At 61.4% G+C, this 26,716-nt stretch carries 26 protein-coding genes; 16 read left to right on the top strand and 10 right to left on the bottom strand.

Translation table 11 applies throughout. The annotated features are described in order from the left end of the window. Positions 1-25: 25 nt before the first annotated feature. Entirely contained in the window at positions 26-2,143 is a 2,118-nt protein-coding gene (locus tag K5K95_RS05325; RefSeq protein WP_222588652.1) for a mechanosensitive ion channel domain-containing protein, read from the top strand. A gap of 118 nt (positions 2,144-2,261) precedes the next feature. Here K5K95_RS05325 and K5K95_RS05320 read toward each other — a convergent pair whose 3' ends face one another. Next, positions 2,262-6,578 carry a DEAD/DEAH box helicase gene (locus tag K5K95_RS05320; protein ID WP_222588651.1) on the bottom strand — a complete coding sequence of 1,439 codons (4,317 nt, stop codon included), beginning with the start codon at positions 6,576-6,578 and terminating at the stop codon, positions 2,262-2,264. A gap of 308 nt (positions 6,579-6,886) precedes the next feature. Between K5K95_RS05320 and K5K95_RS05315 the strand changes: the two genes are divergently transcribed. Both K5K95_RS05315 and K5K95_RS05310 read left to right on the top strand, forming a co-directional pair. Continuing rightward, the gene (locus K5K95_RS05315; protein WP_222588650.1) at positions 6,887-7,771 is read left to right on the top strand and encodes a sugar nucleotide-binding protein; all 885 of its coding nucleotides are present in this window, start codon (positions 6,887-6,889) and stop codon (positions 7,769-7,771) included. Continuing rightward, on the top strand, positions 7,764-8,693 hold the full coding sequence (locus K5K95_RS05310) for an NAD-dependent epimerase/dehydratase family protein (RefSeq protein WP_222588649.1): 930 nt from the start codon (positions 7,764-7,766) through the stop codon (positions 8,691-8,693). The genes K5K95_RS05315 and K5K95_RS05310 overlap by 8 nt, the downstream gene beginning before the upstream one ends. Positions 8,694-8,824: 131 nt before the next feature. On the opposite strand, the gene K5K95_RS05305 is transcribed toward K5K95_RS05310, so the two are convergent. The 5 genes from K5K95_RS05305 to K5K95_RS05285 all read right to left on the bottom strand — a co-directional run bounded on the left by K5K95_RS05305 (position 8,825) and on the right by K5K95_RS05285 (position 12,961). After that, positions 8,825-9,523 carry an OmpW/AlkL family protein gene (locus tag K5K95_RS05305; RefSeq protein ID WP_222588648.1) on the bottom strand — a complete coding sequence of 233 codons (699 nt, stop codon included), beginning with the start codon at positions 9,521-9,523 and terminating at the stop codon, positions 8,825-8,827. Positions 9,524-9,744: 221 nt separating this feature from the next. Further along, positions 9,745-10,263: a DUF3299 domain-containing protein gene (locus K5K95_RS05300; protein ID WP_222588647.1), complete on the bottom strand. Its 519-nt coding sequence runs from the start codon at positions 10,261-10,263 to the stop codon at positions 9,745-9,747. A gap of 11 nt (positions 10,264-10,274) precedes the next feature. Beyond that, on the bottom strand, positions 10,275-11,540 hold the full coding sequence (locus tag K5K95_RS05295; protein ID WP_222588646.1) for an ABC transporter permease: 1,266 nt from the start codon (positions 11,538-11,540) through the stop codon (positions 10,275-10,277). Between the two features lies 1 nt (position 11,541). Further along, a complete protein-coding gene (locus tag K5K95_RS05290) occupies positions 11,542-12,252 on the bottom strand; it encodes an ABC transporter ATP-binding protein (RefSeq protein ID WP_222588645.1) in 711 nt (236 codons plus the stop codon). 136 nt (positions 12,253-12,388) lie between these two features. After that, positions 12,389-12,961, bottom strand: a complete 573-nt coding sequence (locus K5K95_RS05285; RefSeq protein ID WP_222588644.1) for a DUF2796 domain-containing protein — start codon at positions 12,959-12,961, stop codon at positions 12,389-12,391. A gap of 135 nt (positions 12,962-13,096) precedes the next feature. Here K5K95_RS05285 and K5K95_RS05280 point away from each other — a divergent pair, with 135 nt between their 5' ends. Next, positions 13,097-13,438 (top strand): hypothetical protein, encoded by a 342-nt coding sequence (locus K5K95_RS05280; RefSeq protein ID WP_222588643.1) that lies wholly within the window; start codon positions 13,097-13,099, stop codon positions 13,436-13,438. Between the two features lie 103 nt (positions 13,439-13,541). Here K5K95_RS05280 and trxA read toward each other — a convergent pair whose 3' ends face one another. From trxA to K5K95_RS05265, 3 genes are all read right to left on the bottom strand, one after another. Then, entirely contained in the window at positions 13,542-14,414 is an 873-nt protein-coding gene (trxA, locus tag K5K95_RS05275) for a thioredoxin (RefSeq protein ID WP_208671254.1), read from the bottom strand. Between the two features lie 181 nt (positions 14,415-14,595). After that, the gene (locus tag K5K95_RS05270) at positions 14,596-15,252 is read right to left on the bottom strand and encodes a class I SAM-dependent methyltransferase (RefSeq protein WP_222588642.1); all 657 of its coding nucleotides are present in this window, start codon (positions 15,250-15,252) and stop codon (positions 14,596-14,598) included. After that, positions 15,249-15,713: a hypothetical protein gene (locus K5K95_RS05265; RefSeq protein ID WP_222588641.1), complete on the bottom strand. Its 465-nt coding sequence runs from the start codon at positions 15,711-15,713 to the stop codon at positions 15,249-15,251. Before K5K95_RS05265 ends, K5K95_RS05270 begins: the two co-directional genes overlap by 4 nt. Positions 15,714-15,841: 128 nt before the next feature. Here K5K95_RS05265 and nrdR point away from each other — a divergent pair, with 128 nt between their 5' ends. The 12 genes from nrdR (at position 15,842) to K5K95_RS05205 (ending at position 24,704) form a co-directional block, all read left to right on the top strand. Next, positions 15,842-16,306: a transcriptional regulator NrdR gene (gene nrdR, locus K5K95_RS05260; RefSeq protein ID WP_003228656.1), complete on the top strand. Its 465-nt coding sequence runs from the start codon at positions 15,842-15,844 to the stop codon at positions 16,304-16,306. After that, positions 16,303-17,436, top strand: coding sequence for a bifunctional diaminohydroxyphosphoribosylaminopyrimidine deaminase/5-amino-6-(5-phosphoribosylamino)uracil reductase RibD (gene ribD / locus K5K95_RS05255; RefSeq protein ID WP_222588640.1), 1,134 nt, complete (start codon positions 16,303-16,305; stop codon positions 17,434-17,436). The genes nrdR and ribD overlap by 4 nt, the downstream gene beginning before the upstream one ends. A gap of 46 nt (positions 17,437-17,482) precedes the next feature. Continuing rightward, a complete protein-coding gene (locus K5K95_RS05250; protein ID WP_008000433.1) occupies positions 17,483-18,148 on the top strand; it encodes a riboflavin synthase in 666 nt (221 codons plus the stop codon). 16 nt (positions 18,149-18,164) lie between these two features. After that, positions 18,165-19,256, top strand: coding sequence for a bifunctional 3,4-dihydroxy-2-butanone-4-phosphate synthase/GTP cyclohydrolase II (ribBA, locus tag K5K95_RS05245; protein WP_090179339.1), 1,092 nt, complete (start codon positions 18,165-18,167; stop codon positions 19,254-19,256). A 91-nt stretch (positions 19,257-19,347) separates the two neighbouring features. After that, positions 19,348-19,824, top strand: a complete 477-nt coding sequence (gene ribE / locus K5K95_RS05240) for a 6,7-dimethyl-8-ribityllumazine synthase (RefSeq protein WP_003185938.1) — start codon at positions 19,348-19,350, stop codon at positions 19,822-19,824. After that, positions 19,821-20,321: a transcription antitermination factor NusB gene (nusB, locus tag K5K95_RS05235; protein WP_208671258.1), complete on the top strand. Its 501-nt coding sequence runs from the start codon at positions 19,821-19,823 to the stop codon at positions 20,319-20,321. The genes ribE and nusB overlap by 4 nt, the downstream gene beginning before the upstream one ends. Positions 20,322-20,496: 175 nt before the next feature. Then, positions 20,497-21,462, top strand: a complete 966-nt coding sequence (thiL, locus tag K5K95_RS05230) for a thiamine-phosphate kinase (protein ID WP_222588639.1) — start codon at positions 20,497-20,499, stop codon at positions 21,460-21,462. Next, positions 21,459-21,962 carry a phosphatidylglycerophosphatase A gene (locus tag K5K95_RS05225; RefSeq protein WP_090179347.1) on the top strand — a complete coding sequence of 168 codons (504 nt, stop codon included), beginning with the start codon at positions 21,459-21,461 and terminating at the stop codon, positions 21,960-21,962. Before thiL ends, K5K95_RS05225 begins: the two co-directional genes overlap by 4 nt. A 22-nt stretch (positions 21,963-21,984) precedes the next feature. Further along, complete coding sequence (locus tag K5K95_RS05220) at positions 21,985-22,722, top strand: substrate-binding periplasmic protein (RefSeq protein WP_222588638.1); 738 nt, start codon at positions 21,985-21,987, stop codon at positions 22,720-22,722. Positions 22,723-22,870: 148 nt separating this feature from the next. Beyond that, the gene (gene ribA / locus K5K95_RS05215; RefSeq protein ID WP_045057501.1) at positions 22,871-23,488 is read left to right on the top strand and encodes a GTP cyclohydrolase II; all 618 of its coding nucleotides are present in this window, start codon (positions 22,871-22,873) and stop codon (positions 23,486-23,488) included. Further along, positions 23,485-23,904, top strand: coding sequence for an MFS transporter (locus tag K5K95_RS05210; RefSeq protein WP_090179353.1), 420 nt, complete (start codon positions 23,485-23,487; stop codon positions 23,902-23,904). Before ribA ends, K5K95_RS05210 begins: the two co-directional genes overlap by 4 nt. Next, entirely contained in the window at positions 23,904-24,704 is an 801-nt protein-coding gene (locus tag K5K95_RS05205; RefSeq protein WP_222588637.1) for a cobalamin-binding protein, read from the top strand. Before K5K95_RS05210 ends, K5K95_RS05205 begins: the two co-directional genes overlap by 1 nt. A gap of 109 nt (positions 24,705-24,813) precedes the next feature. Here K5K95_RS05205 and K5K95_RS05200 read toward each other — a convergent pair whose 3' ends face one another. Further along, positions 24,814-26,697, bottom strand: a complete 1,884-nt coding sequence (locus K5K95_RS05200) for a TonB-dependent receptor domain-containing protein (RefSeq protein WP_222588636.1) — start codon at positions 26,695-26,697, stop codon at positions 24,814-24,816. Positions 26,698-26,716 lie beyond the last annotated feature (19 nt).

Genomic DNA, 26,716 nt, shown 5'->3' with positions numbered 1-26,716 from the left:
GACCCTTTCGGAGGAGCTCCCCGTTTTGCTCAAGTTCAAGACCGCAATACTACTGGGGGCGTTGCTGTTCCTTGGCAGCAACGAGCTGGAAGCCGTGACGCTGCCGGGTGTTCCCGCCGCCGCTTCTACCGAGGAGCCGGCAGCGCCTGAACCGTTGGTCCAGGGCGGCCTGCTCGGAGCCATCAGCTCCAGCATCGACGATGTCCAGGAAAAGCTCGACCTCAACGAAAACCTCGTCGATGCCTGGCGCCTGCGGGCCGATCGAGCCGCTAATGAGGTCGACAAACTGGTCAATCGACCCTCGAGCCGTTCTGGCTGGAGCGTGATCGGCGACTTCATGATGTTGTCCGGGGTCTGGCTTGGCAGCTTTGCCTTGCTCACCGTGCTCGGTGGCATCCTGGCCAAGCGCCTGAACCAGGGCCGTTGGTTGCGTACCCGCCAACGCAGCCAGGACCTGCTCAATTATGTGATGCCTTACACGTTACCGGCCGTGATCTGCCTGCCGTTGACCCTCTATGTCAGCCATTTCCTGCCCGCCTCGGTGGGCCGTGCGCTGGCGTTATGTTTCGCCTACGCCACCAGCAGCGGCATTTTTTCGACCTCGATGTTGCTGTGTGTGATCGTCATGTTCAACACGGGCCACAAACGCACAGCGGTGCGGATCATCCGCGATTATTGTCCCAAGCCGTTGTTCCTGATCGGCTTCCTCGCGGCGCTCAGCGATGCGTTGACCAGCCCGCAAATCGCCCGTCAACTGGGCGGCAACATCACCAGCAGCGCTGCCGTGCTCACCGGCTTTTTCGTCTCGATCATCTTCGGGCTATTGGTGATTCGTCTAAGGCGTCCGGTGGCGCATCTGATTCGCAACCGGCCTCTGGCTCAACGCCTCAAACAACCTTCGCTGCAAGAATCCCTGCGGATCTTTTCCGGGCTCTGGTACTGGCCGATCCTGCTGATGGTCATGGTCTCGGCGATCAACCTGATTGGCGTCGGCGATGACAATCAGAAGGCCCTGCGTTGTGCACTGTTTACTACCATTCTGCTGATCGCCACGGTGTTTCTCAGCACGATTTTCCAGCACATGTTCAAGTCCCGTCAGGTCGAAGCGATCCAGCACAGCAGCGCTTACAAGGAGCGTTTCCTCAGTTTGCTGCACGCGTTGCTGCGGATCGTCATGGCCGTGGCCTTCATCGAAATCCTCGGGCGAATCTGGGGCATTTCGCTGTTCAAGTTCGCCGAGCAAAACTCGGTGGGCCGGGCGATCAGTGATTCATTGAGCAGCATGGGTCTGATCTTTCTTGTGACCTGGTTGCTGTGGGTGGTACTCGACACGGCGATCCAGGAAGCGCTGAAACCGCCAGTCAACAAACGTACGACGCAGCCGAGTACGCGAGTCAAAACCATCCTGCCGCTGCTGCGCAATGCGATCAAAATCATCCTGGTGGTGATCTGCGCGATCACCACCATGGCCAACCTTGGGATCAACGTCGCGCCGTTGCTGGCCGGTGCCGGGGTTGTCGGCCTGGCGATTGGTTTCGGCTCGCAGCAATTGGTGCAGGACGTGATCACCGGGCTGTTCATCATCATCGAAGACACCCTGTCGATTGGCGACTGGGTCGTGCTCGACTCCGGCCACGCCGGCACCGTCGAAGGCCTGACCATTCGCACCTTGCGCTTGCGCGACGGCAAGGGCTTTGTGCACTCGGTGCCGTTCGGGCAGATCAAGGCCGTGACCAACCAATCGCGGCAGTTCGCGTATGCGTTTTTCTCGGTGCAGTTCACCTATGACACTGATGTCGACAAGGCCATCGAGTTGATCCGCGAGGCGGGGGATTCGATCCGTGATGACGACTTTCTCAAGTACAACCTGCAAGGGCCGCTCGATGTCTTCGGCGTCGACAAGATGGACCTCAACGGCGTGGTCCTGACCGCGCAATTCCGCACGGTGTCCGGTGGGCAATATGCAGTGAGTCGGGCGTTTAACCAGCGTTTGAAAAAGCTTGTGGATAACAGCCCGTGGGTGCATTTCGCGCAGACTTATCCACAGCAGGTTTTGATGCCACATCGGGTGATGGACGAAGAGGGTGGGTCTGTTGCGGAGAATTCACCGGTGTTGTTGCCGGATCAGCCGCGTCCCCAGTGATTTGAGTTGTTGCTGATGGCCTCATCGCGAGCAGGCTCACTCCCACAGGGGATCTGCGGCGTTACACAAATCCAATGTGGGAGCGGGCTTGCTCGCGAAGAGGCCCGCCCGGACACCATCAATGCCGGATCAGCTTGTTGTGAAGCTCGGCAGTCGATTGCTGATCCAGCTCGAGCCAGAACACCTGCTTGCCGGCAATCTCCGCAGCCGCCGGCAACCCGTCGCGATACACCAATCGATTGCTCGCCAACGCCGGCACCTTGGCGCCGGGCAATAACGTCCCGGCAAGGTTCAGTGGATCAACTCCGCACACCGCGATCAAACTTCCGTCCTGCGGCCGTCGACGCACTTCACGCAGCAGGGGAATTGCCTCTGGCAACGCAAATTGTTCACCGGCCAAACCACTGACGAATCGCCCACCCCGAATCTCGCCGCGAGCTTCCAGCCGATGGAACGTGCGCAGCAATTCCCGCCAGCTCGGCAGCCAGTCCGCTTCACGCTCAAGCAAACGCCAGAACACTACGCCGTAGCGGCGCAGCAAGGTCATGGCGATATGTTCCACCGTGTCGCTCGGCGTAGCGGAAGGACGTTTGTTATCCACAACCGGCGGCGTTGGTCCGCGACGCAACAAGGCCCAGCGACCGGCATCGTCCATCCCCCCGACAAACGCCCCGCGTCCGCGCCGGCTGCTGCGATTCTGCCGTTTGCTGGCCGGGGTAATCAGCGCCCGCAGGCCGGCGAAGCTGTCGGCATTCACCAGCCCGGCGCCGACCAGTTCCTGCAAGGCTATTTCCAGTTCCGCGCGCAGCAGGCGCGCTTCGTGAATCAGCTCATCGAAAAACAGCGCGCCGTGCTGGCTCAGCGCCTCATGGACTTTTTGCGTTTTGGGCGAGAGTTCGCTGATCGGCGTCTGCTCGGTCAGGCTGCTCCAGAGCCCGACCTGGCTGCGCGGCAGCAACACAATCGGGGTGCTGCGCAGCGCCGTGCTGGCGGCCTTGTTGCGCGCGGTCAGGCGCGTCCAGACCAGTTTGCCGCTGCGGCACAGGTCATCCAGCCAACTCGCCGAATAGCCTTTGATCCGCGTCGGCAGGATGTCGCTGTCCCAGGCGGATGCGGCAGCGGGGTAGCCTTCGAACTGCGCGACGATGGCGGGCAACACCGCGTTGCCCTGGCCTTGGGTGGCGGCGGACAGGTGCTGCCAGTCGAACAGAAACCGCATGAAATCCTGCAGCGCCACCGGCTCGATTTCCCGCCGCAGTCGCTTGACCGTGTAGCGGTGAATCCGTGCCAGCAGATGCCGTTCGCACCATTCTTCCCCAGCGGCTCCCGGTGTGAATTGGCCACGCAGTACATAACCTTCGCGCTCCAGGTGCGCGAGCGCTTGGGTGACTTGCGACGTGAGCAGCCCCAACGGTTCGGCAATTGCTTCCAGCGGCAGCGGACCAAAGGCGCTGAGTCGCGCACGGATCACTTCCAGCACCGCTTCATCCGGCTCCCAGGCTTCATCGAACCCCGGCAACGCCTCAATCGGTGGCAGCAAATCGGCTTGTGGATAAATCGCGCGCAGGCAAGTCAGTCGTTCCAGCGCCAGCCATAGCGATTGCCCGGCGTTGATCTGCAAACGGCTGGCGCGTCCACTGTGTGCAAGTGCATTCAGCCATTCGTGCCAATGCGCATTGCCCTGCGCCTCAACCTCGCTGATGCACGCCAGGCTCATCAACGCTTCATGCATTTCATCGACGCTGGTGGGCGTTGGCCAGGCTTCGTCGCGTACGGCCTGGATCGCTTCGCCATCCAGCGCACCGAGGTCGTCAGTGGACTGAGGGTCGGTCCAGCGCCGGTTGAGCACCGCTTGAGTGCGGCGTTCTTCCAGCGGCGCATCGTCGAGAAAGGTGTAGGGGCGGGCGCTGAGGATTTCTGCCGCCAGTGGCGAGGGCGCCGGCAAATCGCGGCTGATCAGCCGCACCTCGCCACGCTCCATGCGCCGTAATAATGCGAGCCAACCTTCGCTGTCCATGGCCTCGTGCAGGCAATCGTCGAGGGTTTGTTCGATCAGTGGATGCTCGGGGATTTCACGTTCGCCGGCGAGGTTCTCCACGCAGGCAATCTGATCGGGGAACACGCTGGCGACCAGGTCTTCACTCTTCATGCGCTGAATCTGCGGCGCGACTTTACGCCCGCCGGTATAGCGTGGCAGCGCCAGTGCGACCCCGGCGTTCCAGCGCCAACGCACACCGAACAGTGGCGCATCCAGCACCGCTTGAATCAGCAGGTGTTCGGCGGTGTTGCTGTGCAGGTAGCGCCAGACATCATCGAGCTCGAAACTGTGGCTGGTGGATAGCGACAACACGATGGCGTCTTCACTGGCGGCGGCTTGCAGTTCGAAGTTGAAGGTGCGGCAAAAACGCTTGCGCAGGGCCAGGCCCCAGGCGCGGTTGATGCGACTGCCAAACGGCGTGTGGATGATCAGTTGCGTGCCGCCGGACTCGTCGAAAAAACGCTCCATCAGCAGCGTGTCTTGCGAGGGCAGCGCGCCGAGGGTCAGGCGCGCACGGGCCAGGTAATCCACCAGTTGTTCGGCACTGGCGAGGTTCAGGCCGAGGGTGTCGGTCAGCCAGTCGATGGCGGGCTGCAAATCACCCGGCGTGGCGCCGAGCAATTCGTCGAGTTGCGCTTGCAGGCGTGCCACGGCAAACGACAGTTCCGCGCTGCGCCCCGGCGCTTCACCGAGCCAGAACGGAATGGTCGGCGGCTGACCCTGAGCATCCTCGACCCGGACCTTGCCGGTTTCGACGCGCAGGATTCGATACGAGGTATTGCCCAGCTGGAAGACATCTCCGGCGATGCTTTCCACGGCAAAGTCTTCGTTGACGCTGCCGATGTTCAGGCCTTGTGGCTCCAGCAACACGCTGTAATCAGCGTTGTCGGGAATGGTCCCGCCACTGGTCACGGCCGTCAGTTTGGCGCCCCGGCGACCGCGCAGGGTTCGGGTCAGCGCATCGCGATGCAGATAAGCGCTACGCAAACCCTGGCGACCGTTGTAGCCCTCGGCGAGCATCTGCAGCAGCGCCTGGTAATGTTTTTCGTCGAGCTCGGCGTAGGGCGAAGCCTTGCGTAACATCTCCAGCAGCGCTTGCTCCTGCCATTCCTGGCAACTCACCTCGGCGATGATTTGCTGGGCCAGGACATCCAGCGGCGCCTTGGGAATCTGCAAGGTGTCGAGTTCACCACGGCGCACGCAGTCGAGCAGGGCGGCGCATTCGATCAAATCATCGCGGGTGGTGGCAAACAACCGGCCCTTGGGCGTGCCGCCGACCTGGTGCCCGGAACGGCCGACCCGTTGCAGAAACCCGGCGATCGAGCGCGGCGAAGCGATCTGGCACACCAGGTCGACGTCGCCAATGTCGATCCCCAGCTCTAGCGAGGCCGTGGCGATCAGCACTTGCAAGTCGCCGCGCTTGAGCCGTTGCTCGGCGTCCAGGCGAAATTCCTTGGCCAGGCTGCCGTGGTGCGCGGCGACGGCGTCTTTGCCCAGGCGCTCGCTCAAGTGCCGGCTCAAGCGTTCGGCCAGGCGCCGGGTGTTGACGAAAATCAGGGTGGTGCGGTGTTCGCGGGCCAGGACGGCGAGGCGGTCGTACACCAGTTCCCAGACATCATTGGCCATCACCGCCGACAGAGGCACGGGCGGCACTTCGATGCCCAGGTCCCGTGGACGGGCATGGCCGATGTCGATGATTTCGCACTCGCGATCACGGCCAACGAGAAAGCGCGAGACCGCTTCGATGGGTTTTTGCGTGGCCGACAGGCCGATGCGCATCAACGGTTCTGCACACAAGGCCTGCAAGCGTTCGAGGCTCAGGGCCAGATGGCTGCCGCGCTTGCTGGCGGCGATGGCGTGGATTTCATCGACGATCACCGTGCGCGTGGTGCCGAGCATCTTGCGGCCGGAATCGGAGCCGAGCAGCACGTAAAGGGATTCTGGAGTGGTCACCAGAATGTGCGGTGCGGTTTTGCGCATCGCCGAGCGGTCTTTTTGCGGGGTGTCGCCGGTGCGCACGGCGGTGTTGATCTGCAGTTCGGGCAGGCCCATCACCCGCAATTGCTCGGTGATCCCTGCCAGCGGGTTTTGCAGGTTGATCTGAATGTCGTTGGACAGGGCTTTGAGCGGCGAGACGTAGACCACCAGGGTTTGATCGGGCAATCCGTCTTCGCTTTCCAGGCCGCGGTGAACCAGATCATCGATAACGGCGAGAAACGCGGTGAGGGTTTTGCCGGAGCCGGTGGGCGCGGCGATCAGCGTCGAGCGGTGCTGGCGAATGATCGGCCACGCCCGGCCCTGGGCGGCGGTGACCGTCGGAAAGGTACTGCGGAACCAGGCGCTGACGGCGGGGTGAAAGCCAGCCATTGCAGCGTCTGGAGGGATAGGCAGATTCATGGGGTAATTTATGCGGGCGAGGTGGGGAAGATGCAAGTACCACTCAAGACCTTCGCCGATCTCCAGGGCCTCTTCGCGAGCAAGCCCGCTCCCAAAGGGGATTTGTGTGCGCCCTAGACCAATGTGGGAGCGGGCTTGCTCGCGATGAGGCCATCACAGGCACCGCAAATCCAGCGGATCTACACTTTACGGATGACGGTTGCGCACTAAACCCGCAAAATGCAACGATTCCGGTAACTATCGATGGCATTGCCTGCGGGTGGTGTCGATAAACCATTTGTTCCAATCAGACTGGGCCTGCTGACTCTATGCGAATGCGCCTTATGTTACTGGGCGGCGGAAATGCCCTTGGGCAGGCGCTGATTCGCCTCGGTGCAGAGGAAGACATCGGCTTCCTCGCCCCCCGCCCACCGCAAGACGGCTGGGACGCCGCGAGCCTGACGCAGCTGCTCGACGACACCCGTCCAGACGCGCTGATCAACCTCGCCTACTATTTCGACTGGTTCCAGGCGGAGACGGTCAGCGAGCAGCGTCTGGCCGGGCAGGAGCGCGCGATCGAACGTCTGGCCGAACTGTGCCAGCACCACAACATCGTGCTGCTGCAACCTTCGAGCTATCGCGTGTTCGACGGCTCCCGGGCGACTGCTTACAGCGAAAAAGACGAACCGGTTCCCTTGGGTCAGCGGGGGCAGGCGCTGTGGCGGATCGAACAAAGCGTGCGCGCCACTTGCCCGCAACACGTGCTGCTGCGATTCGGCTGGCTGCTCGATGACAGCCCCGAAGGCACCCTCGGCCGATTCCTCGCCCGTGCGGAATTGCCGGAAGAATTGCTCATGGCCGATGACCGCCGGGGTAACCCGACACCGGTCGACGACGCGGCGCGGGTGATCATTTCGGTGCTCAAGCAACTCGATTGCGCGGCGCCGTTATGGGGCACCTATCATTACGCCGGACATGAGGCGACGACGCCGCTGGCATTGGGACAGGCCATCCTGACCGAAGCGCGCAGCCTGCACCCGCTGGCCATCGAAGCACCGACGGCTCAGGCTCACGCCGCGCGCCCGGATGCCGCCGAAGAGCCGCAACACGCGGTGCTGGCCTGCAAGAAAATTCTGCACACGTTCGGGATCAAGCCTCGCGCCTGGCGCGCAGCGCTCCCGGGTTTACTGGATAGGTTCTATCGCCATGGCTGACGGCCCTGTTCTGATCACCGGCGGCGCCGGATTCATTGGCTCGCACCTGACCGATGCCTTGCTTGCCAAGGGACATTCGGTCCGTATTCTCGATGACTTGTCCACGGGCAAACGCAGCAACCTGCCGCTGGACAATCCGAAGGTCGAGCTGATCGTGGGCGATGTCGCCAATGCCGCGCTGGTGGCTCAGGCCATGGCCGGTTGCAGCGCGGTGGCGCACTTGGCTGCGGTGGCATCGGTGCAGGCTTCGGTGGATGATCCGGTGAAAACGCACCAGAGCAATTTCATCGGCACGCTGAATGTCTGCGAAGCCATGCGCCAGACTAGTGTCAAACGGGTGTTGTACGCGTCCAGCGCAGCGGTCTACGGCAACAATGGCGAAGGTCAGTCAATCGACGAAGACACACCCAAGGCGCCTCTGACGCCCTACGCTTCGGACAAATTGGCCGGCGAGTATTACTTCGATTTCTACCGCCGCGAGCATGGCCTCGAACCGGTGATATTCCGCTTTTTCAATATTTTCGGTCCGCGTCAGGACCCGTCTTCGCCGTATTCCGGCGTGATCAGTATTTTCAGCGAGCGTGCGCAGAAAGGCCTGCCGATCACCGTGTTCGGCGATGGCGAGCAGACTCGTGATTTCGTGTACGTCGAGGATCTGGTCGACCTGCTGGTGCAAGCCATCGAGAAACCGCAGGTCGAAGTCGGTGCAGTGAATGTCGGCTGGAACCAGGCGACCTCGCTCAAGCAGATGCTTGAAGCGCTGGCGGCGGTGGTCGGTGAATTGCCGCCGGTGACCTACGGTCCGGCGCGCTCCGGCGATATCCGCCATTCGCGGGCGAACAACCAGCGATTGCTGGAACGCTTTACCTACCCGGAGCAGACACCGATGAGTGTCGGGCTGGCGCGGTTGTTGGGGCGCTAAGGTTTGATGATCGTTCCCACGCTCTGCGTGGGAATGCCTCAATGGACGCTCCGCGTCAGCTCTCGAGACGCAGAGCGTCTCTGGCTGCATTCCCACGCAGAGCGTGGAAACGATCAGCTCCAGTCAGGTTGTCAGAACTTGTAACCCAAGCCGACCATGTAGATGAACGGGTCGACATCCACGTCGACCTTGGCCCGAGTGCCCGGAGCCACGGCGTCGTTTTCCACGGTCGCCGTGGTGTCGATGTCGATGTAGCGCACCTGGGCGTTGAGCATGATGTTGTCGGTGATCATGTAGTCAGCACCGACCTGAAACGCCATGCCCCAGGAGTTATCCGCCTTGAAATTGCTGAAGCCGTTGGCCTGGGCTTCGCTGCTGACGTGTTCGTCGTAGATCCAGGTGTAGTTGATACCCGCACCGACATACGGCTGGAACGGGGACTTCGCAGCCAGCGGGTAGTACACCACGCTCAAGGTCGGCGGCAGGTGTTTGAGGGTGCCGAGTTTGCCGTTGGCTGCGCCCAGGGCGGTGCCTTTGAGCTTCACGTCATGCTCGAATGGCGAAGCCGCCAGCAGCTCGATTCCCCAGTGGCTGTCGATCATGTAAGCGAAGTTCAAGCCCAGTTGCGTGTCGCTGTTCATGGTGGCCTTGCCACCCAGATTGGTGCCGGCCAACGGGCCTTGATCGACCTTGACGCTGGAGCTGTCGGCTTTGGGGTTGACGGTGATTGCACCGGCACGAACGATGATGTCGCCTGCTTCGTGGGCGTAGGCGAGCGGGGCTGCGAGCGCGAGGGCAAGTAGCGACGCGCAGAGCTTGGACTTGTGCATGGAGGGCTCCAAAGGACGTTAAAAATATTCGATGTCCAATGGTACGGAGGCGTCTGATCCGGTCTTTTGATGCAGCTCAATGAAACAGTGATGGTCCGTTTTTTGTGGTGCGGCAGATTGCCACTTCGCGAGCAAGCCCGCTCCCACAGGGATCGCCTAATCCCCGTGGGAGCGAGCTAGCTCGCGAAGGCTATCTAGTGGGCAATACAGAGCGACCGGATTCACTCCGGCAGCTCATACACAAAAATCTTGTCAGCCTCCATCTGATACCCCGCATCGGCCAACTCGCTGGTGGACGCCTTGACCTGCAACGCACCCTCGATCCAGTACGGCTGATACAGCTCATCGAGCTTCACGCCGACGGCGCTTTTCACATGCACGATCTGATTCGACGGCGGTGGCGGCACATGGATGCAGGCGCCGAAATACGGCACGAGCAGGAACTCCGTGGTGCGACCTTCCTCACTCACTTCCAGCGGCACGATGTAGCCCGGCAAGCGAATGTTCTGACCATCAAGGCTCTTCACCACTGGCGCGTTGGGCATGTCTTGTTTGGCGGCCGGCGCCGATTCAGCGGCCAGCGCATTGCCCATCTGCGACAGGTCGTGCAGCGGCGTCATGTTCGGCACTTCCGGCATGGCGTCCGGTGGAATCATTTCCGACCAGGTCAGTTCTTTCGGCTCGGCCGCCCACAGCGGCAGGGCGACCAGCATCAACAGCGTAAGCAAGGCGCGGGGCATCGTTAACGTCCTCATAGTCGGATCGACAGGCCATCGGCCAGAGATTGGCGATACGCGCGCCAGGCCGGCACGCTGCCCATCAGCAGCGCGGCGATCAGGATGCCACCGAGCAGCGTCCATTCATATTCGCTGGGCCAGGCCAGCGGCAAATACAAACCATAATTGGCCTGCACATACCCCTGCGCCGCAGCGATGCACACGTACAGCAGCGCCACGCCGGCAATCACTCCTGACAGCGCCAGGGCAAAGGCTTCGAGCACCAGCAAGGTTGCGATGTGCCACGGCCGCGCGCCCACCGAACGCAGAATCGCCATCTCGCGGCGACGTTCATTAAGGCTCGTGAGAATCGCCGTGAGCATTCCGATCAGCCCGGTCAGCACCACGAACAGCGAGACCACGAACAAGGCTTTTTCCGCCGTGCTCATCAGGCTCCAGAGTTCTTGCAGCGCCACGCCCGGCAGGATCGCCAGCATCGGTTCGCCGCGAAATTCGTTGATTTCACGCTGCACGGCGAAGGTGGAAATCTTGTTGTTGAGGCCGAGCATGAACGCGGTGATCGCTTGCGGCGTCAGGTCCATGTTGCGCGCCTGATCAGCACTGATCCGACCGTTGCCGCGCGCGGGCACACCGTTGTGCCAGTCGATGTGAATGGCTTCCATGCCACCGAGGCTGATGTGCAGCGTGCGATCCACCGGGGTGCCGGTGCGTTTGAGAATGCCGACCACGGTGAATGGCTTGTCGTCGTGCTTGACCAGGCTGATCGCTGCCACACCGTGGGACAGCACCAGTTTGTCGCCGAGCTTGTAGTGCAACGCATCCGCCACTTCGGCCCCGAGCACCACCTCGAACGGATCGGTGGCGAAGGCGCGGCCGTCGGCCAGTTCCAGGTACTGTTGATGGCCGTACTGGTAATGCTCGAAGTACGCCTCGGTGGTGCCCATCACGCGATAACCGCGATGGGAATCACCGAGAGACATCGGGATTGCCCATTTCACTTTCGGGTCGTTGGCGAAGTGCTCGAAGCTGTCCCAACGAATGTTGTTGGTGGCGTTGCCAATGCGAAACACCGAGTACAGCAGCAGGTTCACCGAACCGGACCGTGCACCGACAATCAAGTCAGTGCCGCTGATGGTGCTGGCGAAACTGGCCTTGGCTTCGGTGCGCACCCGTTCCACGGCCAACAACAGGCAGACCGACAGGGCGATGGCGAACGCGGTAAGAATCGCGGTGAAGCGGCGGTTAGCCAGGCTGGCCAGGGCTAGACGAAACAAATACATCTCAAACCTCGGACGGGGTGGCGGCGCGATTGAGATCGGCCAGCGACAAATGGCGATCGAACAGTGGCGCGAGGCTCTGGTCATGGCTGACAAACAACAGGCTCGATCCGGCTTCGCGACACTCGGCGAACAGCAAGCGAATAAAGTTTTCGCGCGCGTCGTAATCCAGGGCTGAGGTCGGTTCGTCGGCAATCACCAGTTCCGGCTGACCGATCAATGCGCGAGCAGCGGCGACCCGTTGCTGTTGGCCGATGGACAGTGAATCGGCGCGGCGGTTGAGCAGGCTTTCATCCTTCAGGCCCAAATGCGCGAGCAGGGTGGCTGCGGCCTGATCGACGCTGCCGTGACGCTGTTTCGCCCGTTCGGCACGCAGTCTGGAGAAGTGGCAGGGCAACTCGACGTTTTCGCGCACCGAGAGAAACGGCAGCAAGTTGAACTGCTGGAAGATGTAGCCGGTGTGATCGACGCGAAAACGGTCACGTGCGCCGGCACCGAGTTCAGTCAGTTCCTGGCCCAGCAGGCGAATGCTGCCGCGTTCGGGCTTCTGCACGCCGCCGAGCAGGCCGAGCAGGGTGGTTTTGCCACTGCCGCTGGGGCCCTTGAGGAACAGGGTTTCACCGGGCTCCAGGCGGAACGCCGGGATATCCAGCAGCGGCGGGTGACCGGGCCAGCTGAAGCTCAGGTCGGACAGTTCGATGAGTGCTTGGGTCATGTGAAACCGGTCAGGTTGGTGGTGAACCTTGCGGGAGCGGGCTTGCTCGCGAAAGCGTCATGTCAGTCAACGTCTCTGTTGAATGTGACGGCCCCTTCGCGAGCAAGCCCGCTCCCACATTGGATTTGCGGTGGATTTAGAATTTGAGGGCAGCAGCCTTCGCGGTCACGTCAACCCCTTGCTGGCCGCTCGGGCTGATCAGTTGTACCTGAATCTTCTTAGTCGCCGGGAACGTGTTGAAAATATTCGCCAGGTCCAGGTTTTTCAGAGCACCCGGGGCCGCGCAGGTGAATTGATAGTGCGCGTGGATTTCGCTGTGGTCGTGGTGGTGTTCGTCCTTGGCGTCTTCATCGTGATCGGCATCTGGCTTGTCACCGAACAGCGGGCTTTCCAGTTCCTGAGTCGCCACTGTGCAGCCGGCGGCTTTGGGCAGGTTGAATAGCGTCAGCGGTTTTTCCAGCTGCGCACGGACGGCGGCGACCTTGGCTTTATCGGCATCGGTGGTGGCGGCGTGTTCGAATCCGACCAGGTTCATCGCCGGGCTTTCCAGCTCCAGTTCCAGAGTCTGGCCATCCAGCGCCGCGTTCAGGCGACCGACGCCATGTTCGTGCGCACCGAGACTGCCGTGCTCATGGTCATGTTCATCCGCGGCGTGGGCTACGGCCAGCGGCAGCAGGGCAAACGGCAAAGCGAGAAGCAGACGGCGCATGACGGGTCTCCGGAAAGCAAAATGAATAATTTGTTATGTAATCTTATAACGTAAGTGCGAGGAGTTTGACTGTCTGCTTGGCGTTGCGCAAGTCACATGGGAGCATGCACGTCAGAAATGTGCAGGAGCAGACTCATGTTGCGAATTCGCGGAAGCATCGGCGACTGGCCGGTGGATTTGACGCTGGAGATGGATGACAGCGACTGGGCGCGACTCGGCGCGCAGCTGCAAGTGACCCAACCTGAGGCCGTTGCGGCTTCGGCCAAACCGGTGAATCAGGATGATGCGCTGTGGCAGATCGCCAAAGACCTGCTGCGCAAGGCCGGGCAATTGAGCGGGCCGGACTTGCTTGATCAACTGGAAGGACTGACCGGCAGCGCAGCCTCGGGCAAACGCCTGTTGGTGCGCCTGCGTCACTGCGCCGATGTGAAGGTGACAAGCGGCGGCGATACGCCGCTCTATAGCTGGATCGAGTAAACCGCAAAAGATCGCAGCCTCGCTGCACTCGACAGCTCCTATATGGGATTTAGCTTTCCTGTAGGAGCTGTCGAGTGCAACGAGGCTGCGATCTTTTGATTTTTTAATAAAGCGCAGCAAACAACTTGCGGCGGTAAGTGGTCACCAACGGATGATCATTGCCCAGCAATTCGAACACCTGCAGCAAGGTCTTGTGCGGCAAGCCTTCACTGTAGCTGCGGTTGCGGATGAACAGCTTGAGCAACGCATCCAGCGCGGCGTCGTATTGCTGGCGGGCCAACTGCTGGATCGCCAGTTGATACACCGCCTCATCGTCCTGCGGATTTTTCGCCAGGCGCGCTTTCAGGTCCGCCGCATCCGGCAAGTCCTTGGCCTGACCGAGGAACTGGATCTGTGCCTTGGCGCCGGCCAGCGCTGCTTTGTGCTCATCGCTTTTCACCGCATCCAGCACGGTTTGCGCTTCGCCCAACTCACCACGTTCAGTCAGGCAGCGGGCATAGAGAATCAGTGCGCGAGCGTTGGTGTTGTCTTCGCCCAGCAGCACTTTGAGCACGGCTTCGGCGTCGGCGAAACGGCTGTCGTCGAACAAGGCCTGAGCCTGCTCGATGGGGTCGGTCGCTGCCGGTGGTGGCATTTGAACGTGAGGCTCGAGCATTGCCCGCACCGCCGATTCCGGTTGCGCGCCGGCAAAACCGTCCACCGGTTGACCGTCCTTGAACAGCACCACGGTCGGCAGGCTGCGAATGCCGAAACGGGCGACGATGTCCTGTTCGAGATCGCAATTGACCTTGGCCAGCAGCAACTCGCCCTGATAGCTCTCGGCAATGGTCTGCAGCATCGGCATCAGCACTTTGCAGGGCGCACACCATTCGGCCCAGAAATCCACCAGCACCGGTTTATGGAAGGAGTTCTCGATCACCGACTGGTCGAAATCGGCAGTCGTGGCGTCGAAGATGTACGGCGTTTCCTGACTCATGGGGGATCTCTTGGAAGCGTGAATAAGGCCACTATACGGCTTGGTGGTGGGCGGCCGGAAGTCGGAGCAATGATCGTTCCCACGCTCCGCGTGGGAATGCCTCCTGTGACGCTCTGCGTCACGCTGTACGAATGGACGCGGAGCGTCCAGGGCTGCATTCCCACGCGGAGCGTGGGAACGATCATGTCCGGGTGGCGTGGTAGAGGCTTACATAGCGAAACTCTTCAGGCTCGGCCAGATCCGGCAGGGTCATCGCCTCCAGCATTTCGATGCGTTGATACAGCGGATGACGAAAGTCCCTCACCCGCGAATCCGCCACCAGCGCCTGCTGGCCACGGCTCAAAAACTCATCGAGCAACGGCAGGTTCGCCCGGTCGTAGAGCACATCGGCCACCAGAATCAGATCGAAGCGGTCCGCTTCGGCGAAAAAATCCGTCGAGTAGTTGAGCTGTACGTCATTGAGTTCGGCATTCGCCCGACACGCCGCAATCGCCAGCGGGTCCATGTCACAGGCCACCACTTCCAGCGCGCCAGCCTTGACCGCGGCAATCCCCGCGACCCCGGAGCCAGCGCCGAAATCCAGCACGCGTTTGCCTTTGACCCACTGCGGAAATTCGGCGAGATAACGGGCAACCGCCAGGCCGCTGGCCCAGCAGAAACTCCAGTACGGTGGTTCGTGCAGAATTCGCCGGGTTTCTTCCGGGCTGAAGGCGCGGTCCATATTGTCGCCGTCGATCAGCCAGAGTTTCAGCTCGCAGTCCGGCAGGGCGACAGGCACAAGTTGCGCATCACCGAGTAATTGCCCCAACGCCTGTTGCAGGTCGAACGGTGCAATCATGGCGCTTTGACGAATTGCAGCTGACCCAGTGCTTGCGTCGTTGGCTGGGTAATGATCTGCGACGGCAGATGCAAAATCAGCTGGCCGGACTGGCTGGCGCGGCCGCGCAGTTCAACGCGGGCACCCACCGGAAACGAGTCCGGGTTGAAACGCAGGTGAAACGGCAACACTTGATTGGTGCCGATCAGGCTGGAGCTGGCGAGCAATTGTTGCGGACGGGCCTTGTCATCGATCACCAGCAACGCCAATTCGACTTCGGCACCCGCCGGCACGCCTAGCAGGGTGCCACTCAATTCGCGCTGATAAGCGGGCAGTGGGCCGAGGTTGGCGGACTCTTGGGCTTTCTTCTGCGCCGCCTGCGGGGCGGGCCCCGGCGTTGGCGGCTGGGGCTTGGGCGCATCGCTGCCGCAGGCCACCAGCAGGCTGAAAAGACTGAGCATAACGAGCGGTCTTAGGGACATTTGCGGCTCCAGCGAGGTGAAATCCATGGATCAAGCTCTATAACCCGTCTGTATACCGCAAACCCTATGGCTTGTCTTGCCACGGGGATGCGCTACCATGGCCCTCCCTTTTTTTGTTGCCTGCCACCATGCACTGTCCCTTCTGCGGTGCCAACGACACCAAGGTCATCGACTCGCGTCTGGTCGCCGAGGGCGAACAGGTGCGCCGCCGGCGTGAATGCCTGGCCTGCGGCGAGCGTTTCACGACGTTCGAGACTGCTGAACTGGTGTTGCCGCGCCTGATAAAAACCGACGGCAGCCGCCAGCCGTTCGACGAAGAAAAACTTCGTGCCGGCATGCAGCGAGCGCTCGAGAAGCGCCCGGTGAGTGTCGAACGCCTGGAATCGTCGCTGGTGCACATCAAACACAAGCTGCGCGCCACCGGCGAGCGCGAGGTCAAATCCCTCGTGGTCGGTGAACTGGTGATGGCCGAGCTGCAAAAGCTCGACGAAGTCGCCTACATTCGTTTCGCCTCCGTGTATCGCCGCTTCCAGGACCTCAATGAGTTCCGTGAAGAGATCGATCGCCTGGCCCGTGAGCCGGTGAAAGAATGACCACCACCCCGGAACAAGCCATCCTCGACGCCCATTACATGGCCCGCGCCCTGGAACTGGCGCGCAAAGGTCATTACACGACGCACCCCAACCCTCGGGTCGGCTGCGTGATCGTGCGTGACGGCCAAATCGTCGGCGAAGGCTGGCATGTGCGCGCTGGCGAACCGCATGCCGAAGTCCACGCCTTGCGCGCCGCCGGTGACAAGGCCCGAGGTGCGACGGCGTACGTGACCCTCGAACCTTGCAGCCACCACGGCCGCACGCCGCCCTGCGCCGATGCGCTGGTGAACGCCGGTGTCGCGCGGGTAGTGGCCGGCATGCAGGACCCTAATCCTGCGGTCGCCGGTCGCGGCATGCAGCGTTTGGCCCAGGCCGGTATCGCCATTGAAAGCGGTGTGCTGGAAGGCGAGGCGCGCAAGCTCAACGAAGGCTTCCTCAAGCGCATGGAACACGGCTTGCCGTTCGTGCGGGTGAAGTTGGCCATGAGCCTGGACGGTCGCACGGCGATGGAAAGCGGCGAAAGCCAATGGATCACCGGTCCGGCCGCACGTTCGGCGGTTCAACGCCTGCGCGCGCAAGCCAGTGTGGTGCTGACCGGCGCCGACACGGTGCTGGCCGATAATGCCCGTTTGACCGTACGTGCCGATGAGCTGGGGCTGGACGCCGAGCAGACCGCACTCGTCATGAGCCGTCCGCCACTGCGGGTGTTGATCGATGGCCGTTTGCGCGTGCCGCTGGACGCGCCGTTCTTCAAGGCCGGCCCGGCCCTGGTCGCCACCTGCATGGCGGTCGAAGAGCAATATGCAAATGGCCCGGAATGCCTGATCGTGACGGGCGAGGACGGTTTGGTCGACCTGCGCAAGTTGCTGGTTGAGCTGGCCCATCGCGACGTCAACGAAGTGTTGGTCGAGGCCGGCCCACGCCTGGCAGGGGCTTTTGCCCAGCAAGGTCTGGTGGATGAGTTCCAGATTTTTATCGCTGGCAAGTTTCTCGGCTCATCGGCACGGCCTCTGCTGGATTGGCCGCTGGCGCACATGAAAGACGCACCCGAGTTGAAAATTACCGAAATCCGCGCGGTTGGCGATGACTGGCGAGTCATCGCCATTCCTGTGCCAGCGGCGAGCGTATAATTCCCGGCCTGCGTCACGCGTCGGCCCTGTTCTCGAGGAGGACTCCATGTTTACCGGCATCATCGAATCCATCGGCAGTATTCGTGCATTGACCCCAAAAGGCGGAGATGTGCGGGTACACGTAGAAACCGGCAAGCTCGACTTGAGCGACGTCAAACTGGGCGACAGCATCGCGGTCAACGGCGTGTGCCTGACGGCGGTTGAATTGCCAGGCAACGGCTTTGCGGCGGACGTGAGTCGCGAAACCCTCGACTGCACGGCAATGAATGACCTGAAAAGCGGCAGTCCGGTGAACCTGGAAAAAGCCCTGACCCCGACCACTCGCCTGGGCGGACATCTGGTCAGCGGTCACGTCGACGGCGTGGGCGAAGTCGTTGCCCGCACCGAGAACGCGCGCGCTGTGGAGTTCCGCATCCGTGCGCCCAAGGAACTGGCCAAGTACATCGCCCATAAAGGCTCGATCACCGTCGACGGCACCAGCCTGACCGTGAACGCGGTCGATGGCGCCGAGTTCCTGCTGACCATCATTCCACACACCCTGAGCGAAACCATCATGGCGTCGTACCAGCCAGGTCGCCGGGTGAACCTTGAAGTTGACTTGCTTGCCCGTTATCTGGAACGCCTGTTGTTGGGCGACAAGGCCGCAGAGCCTGCAAAATCCGGAAACATCACTGAAAGCTTTCTGGCCGCCAACGGCTACCTCAAATCCTGACTCAAGGGGGTGCCTTGTGGCGCTCAATAGCATCGAAGAACTGGTTGAAGACATCCGCCAAGGCAAGATGGTCATCCTCATGGATGACGAAGATCGCGAGAACGAAGGCGACCTGATCATGGCCGCCGAGTGCTGCAAGGCCGAACACATCAACTTCATGGCCAAGCACGCCCGTGGCCTGATCTGCATGCCGATGAGCCGTGAGCGCTGCGAACTGCTCAAGCTGCCCCTGATGGCGCCACGCAACGGTTCCGGTTTCGGCACCAAGTTCACCGTCTCCATCGAAGCGGCCGAAGGCGTGACCACCGGCATCTCCGCTGCCGACCGTGCGCGCACCGTGCAAGCGGCTGCGGCGAAAGACGCCAAGGCTGAAGACATCGTCAGCCCAGGCCACATTTTTCCGCTGATGGCCCAGGCCGGCGGCACACTCGCTCGCGCCGGTCACACCGAAGCGGCTTGCGATCTTGCGCGCATGGCCGGTTTCGAGCCGAGCGGCGTGATCTGCGAAGTGATGAACGACGACGGCACGATGTCCCGCCGCACCGAACTCGAAGCCTTTGCGGCTGAACACAACATCAAGATCGGCACCATCGCCGACCTGATCCACTACCGGATGATCCACGAACGTACCGTTCAGCGGATTGCCGAGCAGCCTTTGGACAGCGAACTGGGCCAGTTCAACCTGGTGACCTATCGTGATTCCGTGGAAGGCGACGTACACATGGCCCTGACCCTGGGCACCGTGTGCGCTGATGAACCGACCCTTGTTCGGGTGCATAACATGGACCCGTTGCGCGACCTGTTGATGGTCAAGCAACCGGGGCGCTGGAGCCTGCGCGCCGCGATGGCTGCGGTGGCCGAGGCTGGCAGCGGTGTGGTGCTGTTGCTGGGTCATCCGCTCGATGGCGACGTGTTGCTGGCGCACATCCGCGAAACCGCCGATCAGACCGCGGTGAAAAAACCGACCACCTACAGCATTGTCGGTGCCGGTTCGCAGATCCTTCGGGACCTGGGCGTACGCAAAATGCGCCTGATGAGTGCGCCAATGAAATTTAATGCGATATCCGGTTTTGATCTGGAAGTTGTAGAATACGTGCCCTCCGAATAATGACCGGTTGTTCCCGGCCCTGTATTCGCGGTTCAAATATCACTGAGGGATGCGTAGAAAGCGCGTCCCGGCTCTTTAAGAGATCTAACGAATGACCCTGAAGACCATCGAAGGTACCTTCATCGCCCCTAAAGGCCGCTACGCTTTGGTAGTGGGCCGTTTCAACAGCTTCGTCGTTGAAAGCCTGGTCAGCGGTGCAGTTGATGCCCTGGTTCGCCATGGCGTGAGCGAAAGCGACATCACCATCATCCGTGCGCCTGGCGCCTTCGAAATTCCCCTGGTTGCGCAGAAAGTCGCTCAAAAGGGTGAATACGCGGCAATCATCGCCTTGGGCGCGGTCATTCGTGGCGGTACTCCGCACTTCGAATACGTGGCGGGCGAATGCACCAAGGGCCTGGCCCAGGTGTCCATGGAGTTCGGCGTTCCGGTCGCTTTCGGCGTCCTGACCGTTGATTCCATCGAACAAGCCATCGAACGTTCCGGCACCAAGGCCGGCAACAAAGGTGCTGAAGCTGCCCTGTCCGCTCTGGAAATGGTCAGCCTGCTGGCGCAGTTGGAGGCCAAGTGATTAGCGACGAAAGTGATCGTTTCAACCCGCGCGATCCAAAGCCTGCGGATGCCGGCAAGCCATCGAAAAGCGTCAAGCGTCGCGAAGCCCGTCAGCTCGCGACTCAAGCGCTATACCAATGGCACATGGCCAAGCAGTCGTTGAACGAGATCGAAGCGCAGTTTCGGGTCGATAACGATTTCAGCGATGTCGACGGTGCCTACTTCCGCGAAATCCTGCACGGGGTTCCAGCGCAGAAGGACAAGATCGACGCCGCACTCAAGCCTTGCCTGGACTTGACCATCGAAGAGCTGGACCCGGTTGAACTGGCGGTGTTGCGCCTGTCCACCTGGGAACTGCTTGAGCGTGTCGATGTGCCGTACCGCGTTGTGATCAACGAAGGTATCGAACTGGCCAAGGTCTTCGGTTCCACCGACGGTCACAAGTTCGTCAACGGTGTGCTCGACAAGCTGGCCCCGCGTCTGCGTGAAGCTGAAGTGAAGGCGTACAAGCGCTAATCGGCGCTTGCAGTGTCCTGTCTCGCCGATACGTTCGTTTTTTAGCGAGTGGCTGGTGTTGCCAGACAAGGCGCCGCGACGAGTCATAGCGTGCTATGGCGAGGAGCGGCAACGCAGTATGGCGACACCAGACGCCGCTTAAAAATGAACAGTATTGGTGAGAGAGGACACCCCTATGGGTGAGTTTGAGCTGATCCGCAATTTCTTCGCCGCCGCGCCTTGTGCGCAGGGCGGCGAGGGCGTTGCTCTCGGAATCGGCGATGACTGCGCCTTGCTGACCGTTCCCCCCGGGGAGCAGTTGGCCATTTCCACCGACACGCTGGTTGCCGGCGTGCATTTCGCAGATCCCTGCGATCCTTTCCTGCTCGGTCAGCGCTCGCTGGCCGTCGCGGTCAGTGATCTGGCCGCCATGGGCGCCACCCCCATTGCCTTTACCCTTGCCCTGACCTTGCCGACGGTGACCGCCGATTGGCTGCAGGCCTACGCCCTTGGTTTGACCGTCATGGCCCAGGGCTGCGGTGTGGCTTTGGTGGGCGGCGATACCACTCGCGGCCCGTTAAGCATCACGATGACGGTGTTTGGGCGCGTGCCGACAGGTCAGGCGTTGACTCGCAGCGGAGCGCAACCAGGCGATTTGCTCTGTGTGGGCGGCGAGTTGGGAAATGGGGCCGGCGCCTTGCCACTGGTCCTCGGGCAGCGAACCGCCGATGTGGCCATCGCCGACCCGCTGCTGCGTCATTACTGGTCGCCGCAACCGCAACTGGCTCTCGGTCAGGCGCTACGCGGCAAAGCCACCTCGGCGCTGGATATCTCCGACGGTCTGCTGGCTGATTGCGGGCATATCGCCCTGGCGTCGAGAGTCGGCATTCAGGTTGAACGGGACCGATTGCCGCTGTCCAACGCTTTAGTGGCTTTCCTTGGCCAATCGGGTGCCGAAAGCGCAGCCTTGAGTGGCGGTGACGATTACGTGCTGGCCTTCACCCTGCCGCCCGTCGAGTTATCCTCGTTGCTGGCCGACGGCTGGCCGATCCATGTGGTCGGGCGTGTCGTGGCAGGGCAGGGCGTCGTGCTGCTGGATGCCGATGGACAAGACATCACCCCGCAAACCCGCGGCTATCAACATTTTCGGGAGACACCGTGACAGATCATCCCAAACAGGTCCCGGCGGAATTCGTACCGCCGTCGGTCTGGCGCAATCCCTGGCATTTCCTGGCGTTCGGCTTCGGCTCGGGCACCTTGCCAAAGGCACCGGGCACCTGGGGGTCGTTAGTTGCGCTACCCTTTATCCCGTTATGGCAGATGCTGCCCGATTGGGGTTACTGGCTGATGCTGGGCGTCACCATGCTGTTCGGCTTCTGGCTGTGCGGCAAGGTTGCCGACGATTTGCGGGTACACGACCACGAAGGCATCGTCTGGGACGAAATGGTCGGGATGTGGATCACCCTTTGGCTGGTGCCGGAAGGTTGGTATTGGTTGCTGGCGGGATTCCTGATGTTCCGCTTCTTCGACATTCTCAAGCCCTGGCCGATTCACTGGATCGACCGGCATGTGCACGGTGGCGTCGGGATCATGCTCGACGATGTATTGGCAGGCGTGTTTGCGTGGCTGGCGATGCAGGGGTTGGTATGGATTTTCGCCTGACAGGCGAAACAGGGGACTAAGGATGGCTCTGCGCTGGTTGGCTATGATGGTGTTCACCACGTTTTGCTCGCTTGCCAGCGCGGGCGATGCCGCGACGACACCGTCGGTGATTCATCTGGCCAGCGAAGACTGGGAAGACTACACCGCCGCTGACGGTCATGGCCTGGGTTGGGACGTGCTGCGGGAGGTGTTCGAGCCGGCCGGCGTCAAACTGGACATCCGCACAGAACCTTACCTGCGCGCGATCGGCCTGGCACAACGTGGCGACGTCGACGCCTGTGTCGGCTCCTATCGTGATGAGACCCACGACCTGCTCTATCCGCGCTGGAATTTCGATACCGATCACATCTATGCCTTGGGGCTGGCGAGCAATCCGGCGCCGACCCCGCAAACCCTGGGCAACTATCGGCTGGCCTGGGTCCGTGGCTACAGCTTCGAGAATTACCTGCCCAACGTGACCCGCTATAACGAAGTCGTTCGGCGCACCGGTATTCTGTCGATGCTGACCCACAATCGAGCCGACTACTACATCGACGCACTCGCCGAGGTCGACTATGTCCTCAAGCGGGCCAAGGATCCGGCGCAGTTTCGTCGCACGCACATCGCGGATTTGCCGCTGTACCTGTGCTTCGCCGATACGCCCACGGCTCGCACGTTGATGGCGCTGTTCGATGAACGCATGGAACTGCTGGTGAAAAGCGGTCGGCTGAAACCGATATTCGAGCGCTGGAAACAGCCGTATCCATTCGATTCGAACTGAATACACAGCTTCCTCTGGGGGCTGGGGTGGGCCTGAGATCAAACTTTTTGATCGTTATGCCCCATAATTCAGCCTAAGCGTCCACGGGAGCGTGCTGTTACAATGCCGCGTCTGCGAATCTCCAGTACTTTTGATCAGGAGCACACCGGTGCCTGTCGTTTTTGTCGCCGCTTCCAAGCTGCCAACGCCTTTTGCGCAATTCACCATGCACGGCTTTCTCGATGAAGAAAACGGGCGCGAGCACGTTGTGTTGAGCCTGGGTGAGTTCGACGATGGTGCCCCGGTACTCGGCCGGTTGCACTCCGAATGCCTGACTGGCGATGCCTTGTTCAGCCAGCGTTGCGACTGCGGCTCGCAACTTGAGGCCGCGTTGCAGGCCATCGCCCGTGAAGGGCGCGGCGTTCTGCTTTACCTGCGTCAGGAAGGCCGGGGCATTGGCCTGTTGAACAAGATCCGTGCCTATGAATTGCAGGACGGCGGCGCCGACACCGTTGAAGCCAACGAGCGTCTGGGCTTTGCCGCCGACCAGCGCGATTACGCCATGTGCCTGCCGATGCTGGAGCACCTGGGCGTGAAATCCCTGCGCCTGATGACCAACAACCCACGCAAGGTCAAAGCATTGACCGACATGGGTATCGTCGTCGCCGAGCGCGTGCCGCTGCACACCGGCCATAATCCGCACAACAAACTCTACCTGGCCACCAAGGCCAGCAAGCTCGACCACATGATGGGCAACGAGCATCAGGGCGAGGCAGACCGGGCGTGACGCGCGGGCAGGTTCGGCGGCGGCTGTCTTTCAACTGGTGGCAGTATCTGGCCCTGGCCTTGCTGCCGCTGTTCGTGATCAATGGCGTATTCGGTCAAAGCGAGGCGATCCTGCCGGTGCTGGCGATGCCATTGTTCATTGCTGGCGTGGCCTCGATGTTCGTCAGCCTGAAGTTTTTCGGTGGCTACAAACACGCCCTGATCGCCACCCAGAAAGCCCTCGACACCCCTGAAGAACCCGCAGCCTGGATCGCCCTGGCGGCCAAGCGCCGCGTTGCGTTCCTGGCGGCTGCGCTGCCGGCCTGGATCGGCGCGCTGGCGGTGTTCGTCGGCCTCGAAGCGGTGCCATTGGTGCTGCTCGCGTTGTCGACCACGGTGTTGTTCTACCTCTACCGTATCCCGCGTCAACTCGGCTGATGGTTCGTGTCTGGCTGGCGGTGTTGCTGCTGGCCGTCAGCGGCTCGGCATTCGCGGCCTTGCGGGTTGTCAGTCTTGCGCCGTCACTTTCTGAAATCGTTGTCGAATTGAACTCGGCGGACCTTCTGGTCGGCGTATTGGATGCCGGTGAGCGTCCTGCCGAACTCGACGGTCTTCCATCCGTTGGCCGCTACGGCCAGTTGGACATGGAGCGGTTGCTCAGCCTAAAGCCCGATTTATTGCTGCTATGGCCGGGCAGTGTGGGTCCGGCCCAGCGTGACCAGCTCAAGCGACTGAATATCCCCACCTATATCGCCGAACCGCACAACCTCGGGCAACTGACCGCGCAGATTGAAGCGATTGCCGCGCAGCTCGGCCGGCCTGAGCGTGGCGTTTCATTGGCCACAGCGTTGCGTCAGCGACTGGCCGCCTTGCGCCAGCGCTATCGTCGGGACGAGCCGTTACGGGTGTTTTATCAGGTGTGGGATCGGCCGCTGTATACCGTTGGCGGCGGGCAGATCATCAGCGATGCGCTTGACGTGTGTGGCGCGCGTAATGTGTTCTCGGACCTGACGTTGCCGGCGCCACAAGTCAGTGTCGAAGCGGTATTGCAGCGCAATCCCGAGGTGATTCTGGCCAGCGACCAGGCGCAGCTGAATGCGTGGAAGGCCTGGCCGCAGGTCGCGGCGGTGGTGCAGGGGCAATTGCTGTTAGTCGCGGACAAGGGCCTTGAACGACCGAGTGGGCAGATGATCGAAGCGACCGCCAAACTCTGCCAGTTGATCGCGCCGGACCGCTGAGACCGAGGCGTATTCATCGCGGGCAAGCCCGCTCCCACAGGGATCACGCAAACCCTGTGGGAGCGGGCTTGCCCGCGATGAGGTCAGTGCAGCCGCTACACATTCCAGATCAGATTTCGGGCGTCCAGGTCACCCCGAACATCCACGCCCGTCCTTCCTCGCGATACCCATACTGACTGCCCTCATGGCTGTACAGCGCCCGGCTGTAACCCTTGTCCAGCAGGTTATCGACCTTCAGCTCAAGTTTGATTGCGCGATTGAGTTCCCAGCTACTGCGCAACCCGAGCAATGCGTACCCGCCCAGGGCTTGCTGATTGTCCTGGTCGTCATAACTGCTGCTCACCGCCTGCCAAGTGGCGCCGAGCCCGAGCCGGTCAAACTGCCGATCCAGATCCAGGCTCAACGTGCGCCGCGCGCGACGAGCCAGGGTGTGACCGCTGTCGCGATCTCGCGGGTCGATGATCGCCACGCCAAGGCTGCTCTGCCAGCCGAACAGGTCTTGTTTCAGCGCCGCTTCAAAACCGTTGATCCGCGCCGAAGCCACGTTCTGCGGGCGAGAATTGCTGCCAAAAATAATCGCGTCTTCGAGGTTTGTGCGGTACAGCGAGGTTTCCAGTCGGCTGCTGTCGGTCAACTGGCTGCGCCATTGCAGCTCATAGCTCTTCGAGGTTTCGGGCTTGAGCTCCGGGTTACTGAAATCCGGGTAATACAGGTCATTGAAGGTTGGTGCGCGAAAGCCTTCGCTGTAGGTCAACAGCACGTCGTTGTCCGGGTTCAGCGGCAGGGTAAAAGTGCCACTCCAGCTGTTCTGCCCACCGAACTGCTGGTTCTGGTCCCGGCGCAGGCCCAGTTCCGTGGAGAAACTGTCCGACTGGTAGCGATGCTGGATAAACACCGCACGGTTCCAGCGGCTGTCCTCGTCGAAAGGTGTGCTGCTGTTGATCCGGTCTTCGTACCAGTCGCCGCCGAGGATCAGGCTGTTGCGCTCGTCGAGCGTCAGGTCGTTCTGCCAGTTCACCGAATCACGGTAGGTGTTGAACACGCTGCGCTCGTCGCTAAGCTTGTCGAAGGTCTTTTCGCGGTTTTCGCTGTGGCCGAATTCGACGCGGGTTTTCCAGCGGTCGTTAACCCGGGCATCGACGTAACTGCTGATGCTGCTGACGTCAAAATCGCTGTAAGGCTGCTGTTGCACCGATTCGAAGGTATTCGTGTCGAAGCGCCCGAACGGATTGTCGAACTCGCTTTTACCGCGGTTATCGAGGATGTTGGCGCCGATTTCGATGTCATCGGTTAGGGCGTGGCTCAGGCTCAGGCTGAGCGACTTATTGCGGTACTCGTCGTGATCGCCGTCGCTGGGATACGACTCGTGAGTGCGATTGATCCCGGCGCTTTCATCGAGACTGGTGCCAAGGTTGAAACGGGTTTTGTCATCGCCGCCTGACACGCCGAGGCTACGTTCCCACGTTTGATGGCTACCAAATCCGACGTGCATTCGTGGCTGCAAGCCCGGTTCGCCGCCACGGCGGGTGAAAATCTGAATCACCCCGCCAATCGCATCGCTGCCGTAAATCACCGAGCGCGAGCCACGCAACACTTCCACGCGCTCGACCTGTTCGATATTGATGTGTTGCAGGTTGCTGTCGCCAGACGTCGAGTTGCCAATCCGTTGGCCGTCCACCAACACCAGGCTTTGCGCCGAGTTTGTGCCGCGAATGTAAATCCCCGGCAGACTGCCGCGCCCGCCGGTTTGTGCGACTTGCACGCCAGGCACGCGACTGAGCAAGTCAGTGACGCTGACCGGTTGCAGGCGGTCGATGTCCTCGCGGGTGAACACGGTATTGGCGGCGCTGCTGTCGTTGCGCGCTTCGACCTGACGGTTGGCGCTGATCAGAATGTCGGGCAGCTTCAGGGCCTCGTCACGTTCGAACGTGTCGGCCAGCAGTGGGCCGGCCGGCAGAAGCGTCAGCGTCAGGGCGAGGGGGGAGAGTTTCATTGGGCAGTCCGTTGGCGCT

It is taken from the genome of Pseudomonas sp. DR48 (genome assembly GCF_019823085.1).
Taxonomy (GTDB): Bacteria; Pseudomonadota; Gammaproteobacteria; order Pseudomonadales; family Pseudomonadaceae; genus Aquipseudomonas.
The sequence above is the reverse complement of the archived record's forward strand: the minus strand, read 5'-3'. Positions and strand labels throughout refer to the sequence as shown.

Coding starts and splice junctions, on each gene's coding strand:
- K5K95_RS05320 (WP_222588651.1), bottom strand. CDS start 6,578: ATGAATCTGCCTATCCCTCCAGACGCTGCAATGGCTGGCTTTCACCCC.
- K5K95_RS05315 (WP_222588650.1), top strand. CDS start 6,887: ATGCGAATGCGCCTTATGTTACTGGGCGGCGGAAATGCCCTTGGGCAG.
- K5K95_RS05310 (WP_222588649.1), top strand. CDS start 7,764: ATGGCTGACGGCCCTGTTCTGATCACCGGCGGCGCCGGATTCATTGGC.
- K5K95_RS05305 (WP_222588648.1), bottom strand. CDS start 9,523: ATGCACAAGTCCAAGCTCTGCGCGTCGCTACTTGCCCTCGCGCTCGCA.
- K5K95_RS05300 (WP_222588647.1), bottom strand. CDS start 10,263: ATGCCCCGCGCCTTGCTTACGCTGTTGATGCTGGTCGCCCTGCCGCTG.
- K5K95_RS05295 (WP_222588646.1), bottom strand. CDS start 11,540: ATGTATTTGTTTCGTCTAGCCCTGGCCAGCCTGGCTAACCGCCGCTTC.
- K5K95_RS05290 (WP_222588645.1), bottom strand. CDS start 12,252: ATGACCCAAGCACTCATCGAACTGTCCGACCTGAGCTTCAGCTGGCCC.
- K5K95_RS05285 (WP_222588644.1), bottom strand. CDS start 12,961: ATGCGCCGTCTGCTTCTCGCTTTGCCGTTTGCCCTGCTGCCGCTGGCC.
- K5K95_RS05280 (WP_222588643.1), top strand. CDS start 13,097: ATGTTGCGAATTCGCGGAAGCATCGGCGACTGGCCGGTGGATTTGACG.
- trxA (WP_208671254.1), bottom strand. CDS start 14,414: ATGAGTCAGGAAACGCCGTACATCTTCGACGCCACGACTGCCGATTTC.
- K5K95_RS05270 (WP_222588642.1), bottom strand. CDS start 15,252: ATGATTGCACCGTTCGACCTGCAACAGGCGTTGGGGCAATTACTCGGT.
- K5K95_RS05265 (WP_222588641.1), bottom strand. CDS start 15,713: ATGTCCCTAAGACCGCTCGTTATGCTCAGTCTTTTCAGCCTGCTGGTG.
- nrdR (WP_003228656.1), top strand. CDS start 15,842: ATGCACTGTCCCTTCTGCGGTGCCAACGACACCAAGGTCATCGACTCG.
- ribD (WP_222588640.1), top strand. CDS start 16,303: ATGACCACCACCCCGGAACAAGCCATCCTCGACGCCCATTACATGGCC.
- K5K95_RS05250 (WP_008000433.1), top strand. CDS start 17,483: ATGTTTACCGGCATCATCGAATCCATCGGCAGTATTCGTGCATTGACC.
- ribE (WP_003185938.1), top strand. CDS start 19,348: ATGACCCTGAAGACCATCGAAGGTACCTTCATCGCCCCTAAAGGCCGC.
- thiL (WP_222588639.1), top strand. CDS start 20,497: ATGGGTGAGTTTGAGCTGATCCGCAATTTCTTCGCCGCCGCGCCTTGT.
- K5K95_RS05220 (WP_222588638.1), top strand. CDS start 21,985: ATGGCTCTGCGCTGGTTGGCTATGATGGTGTTCACCACGTTTTGCTCG.
- K5K95_RS05205 (WP_222588637.1), top strand. CDS start 23,904: ATGGTTCGTGTCTGGCTGGCGGTGTTGCTGCTGGCCGTCAGCGGCTCG.
- K5K95_RS05200 (WP_222588636.1), bottom strand. CDS start 26,697: ATGAAACTCTCCCCCCTCGCCCTGACGCTGACGCTTCTGCCGGCCGGC.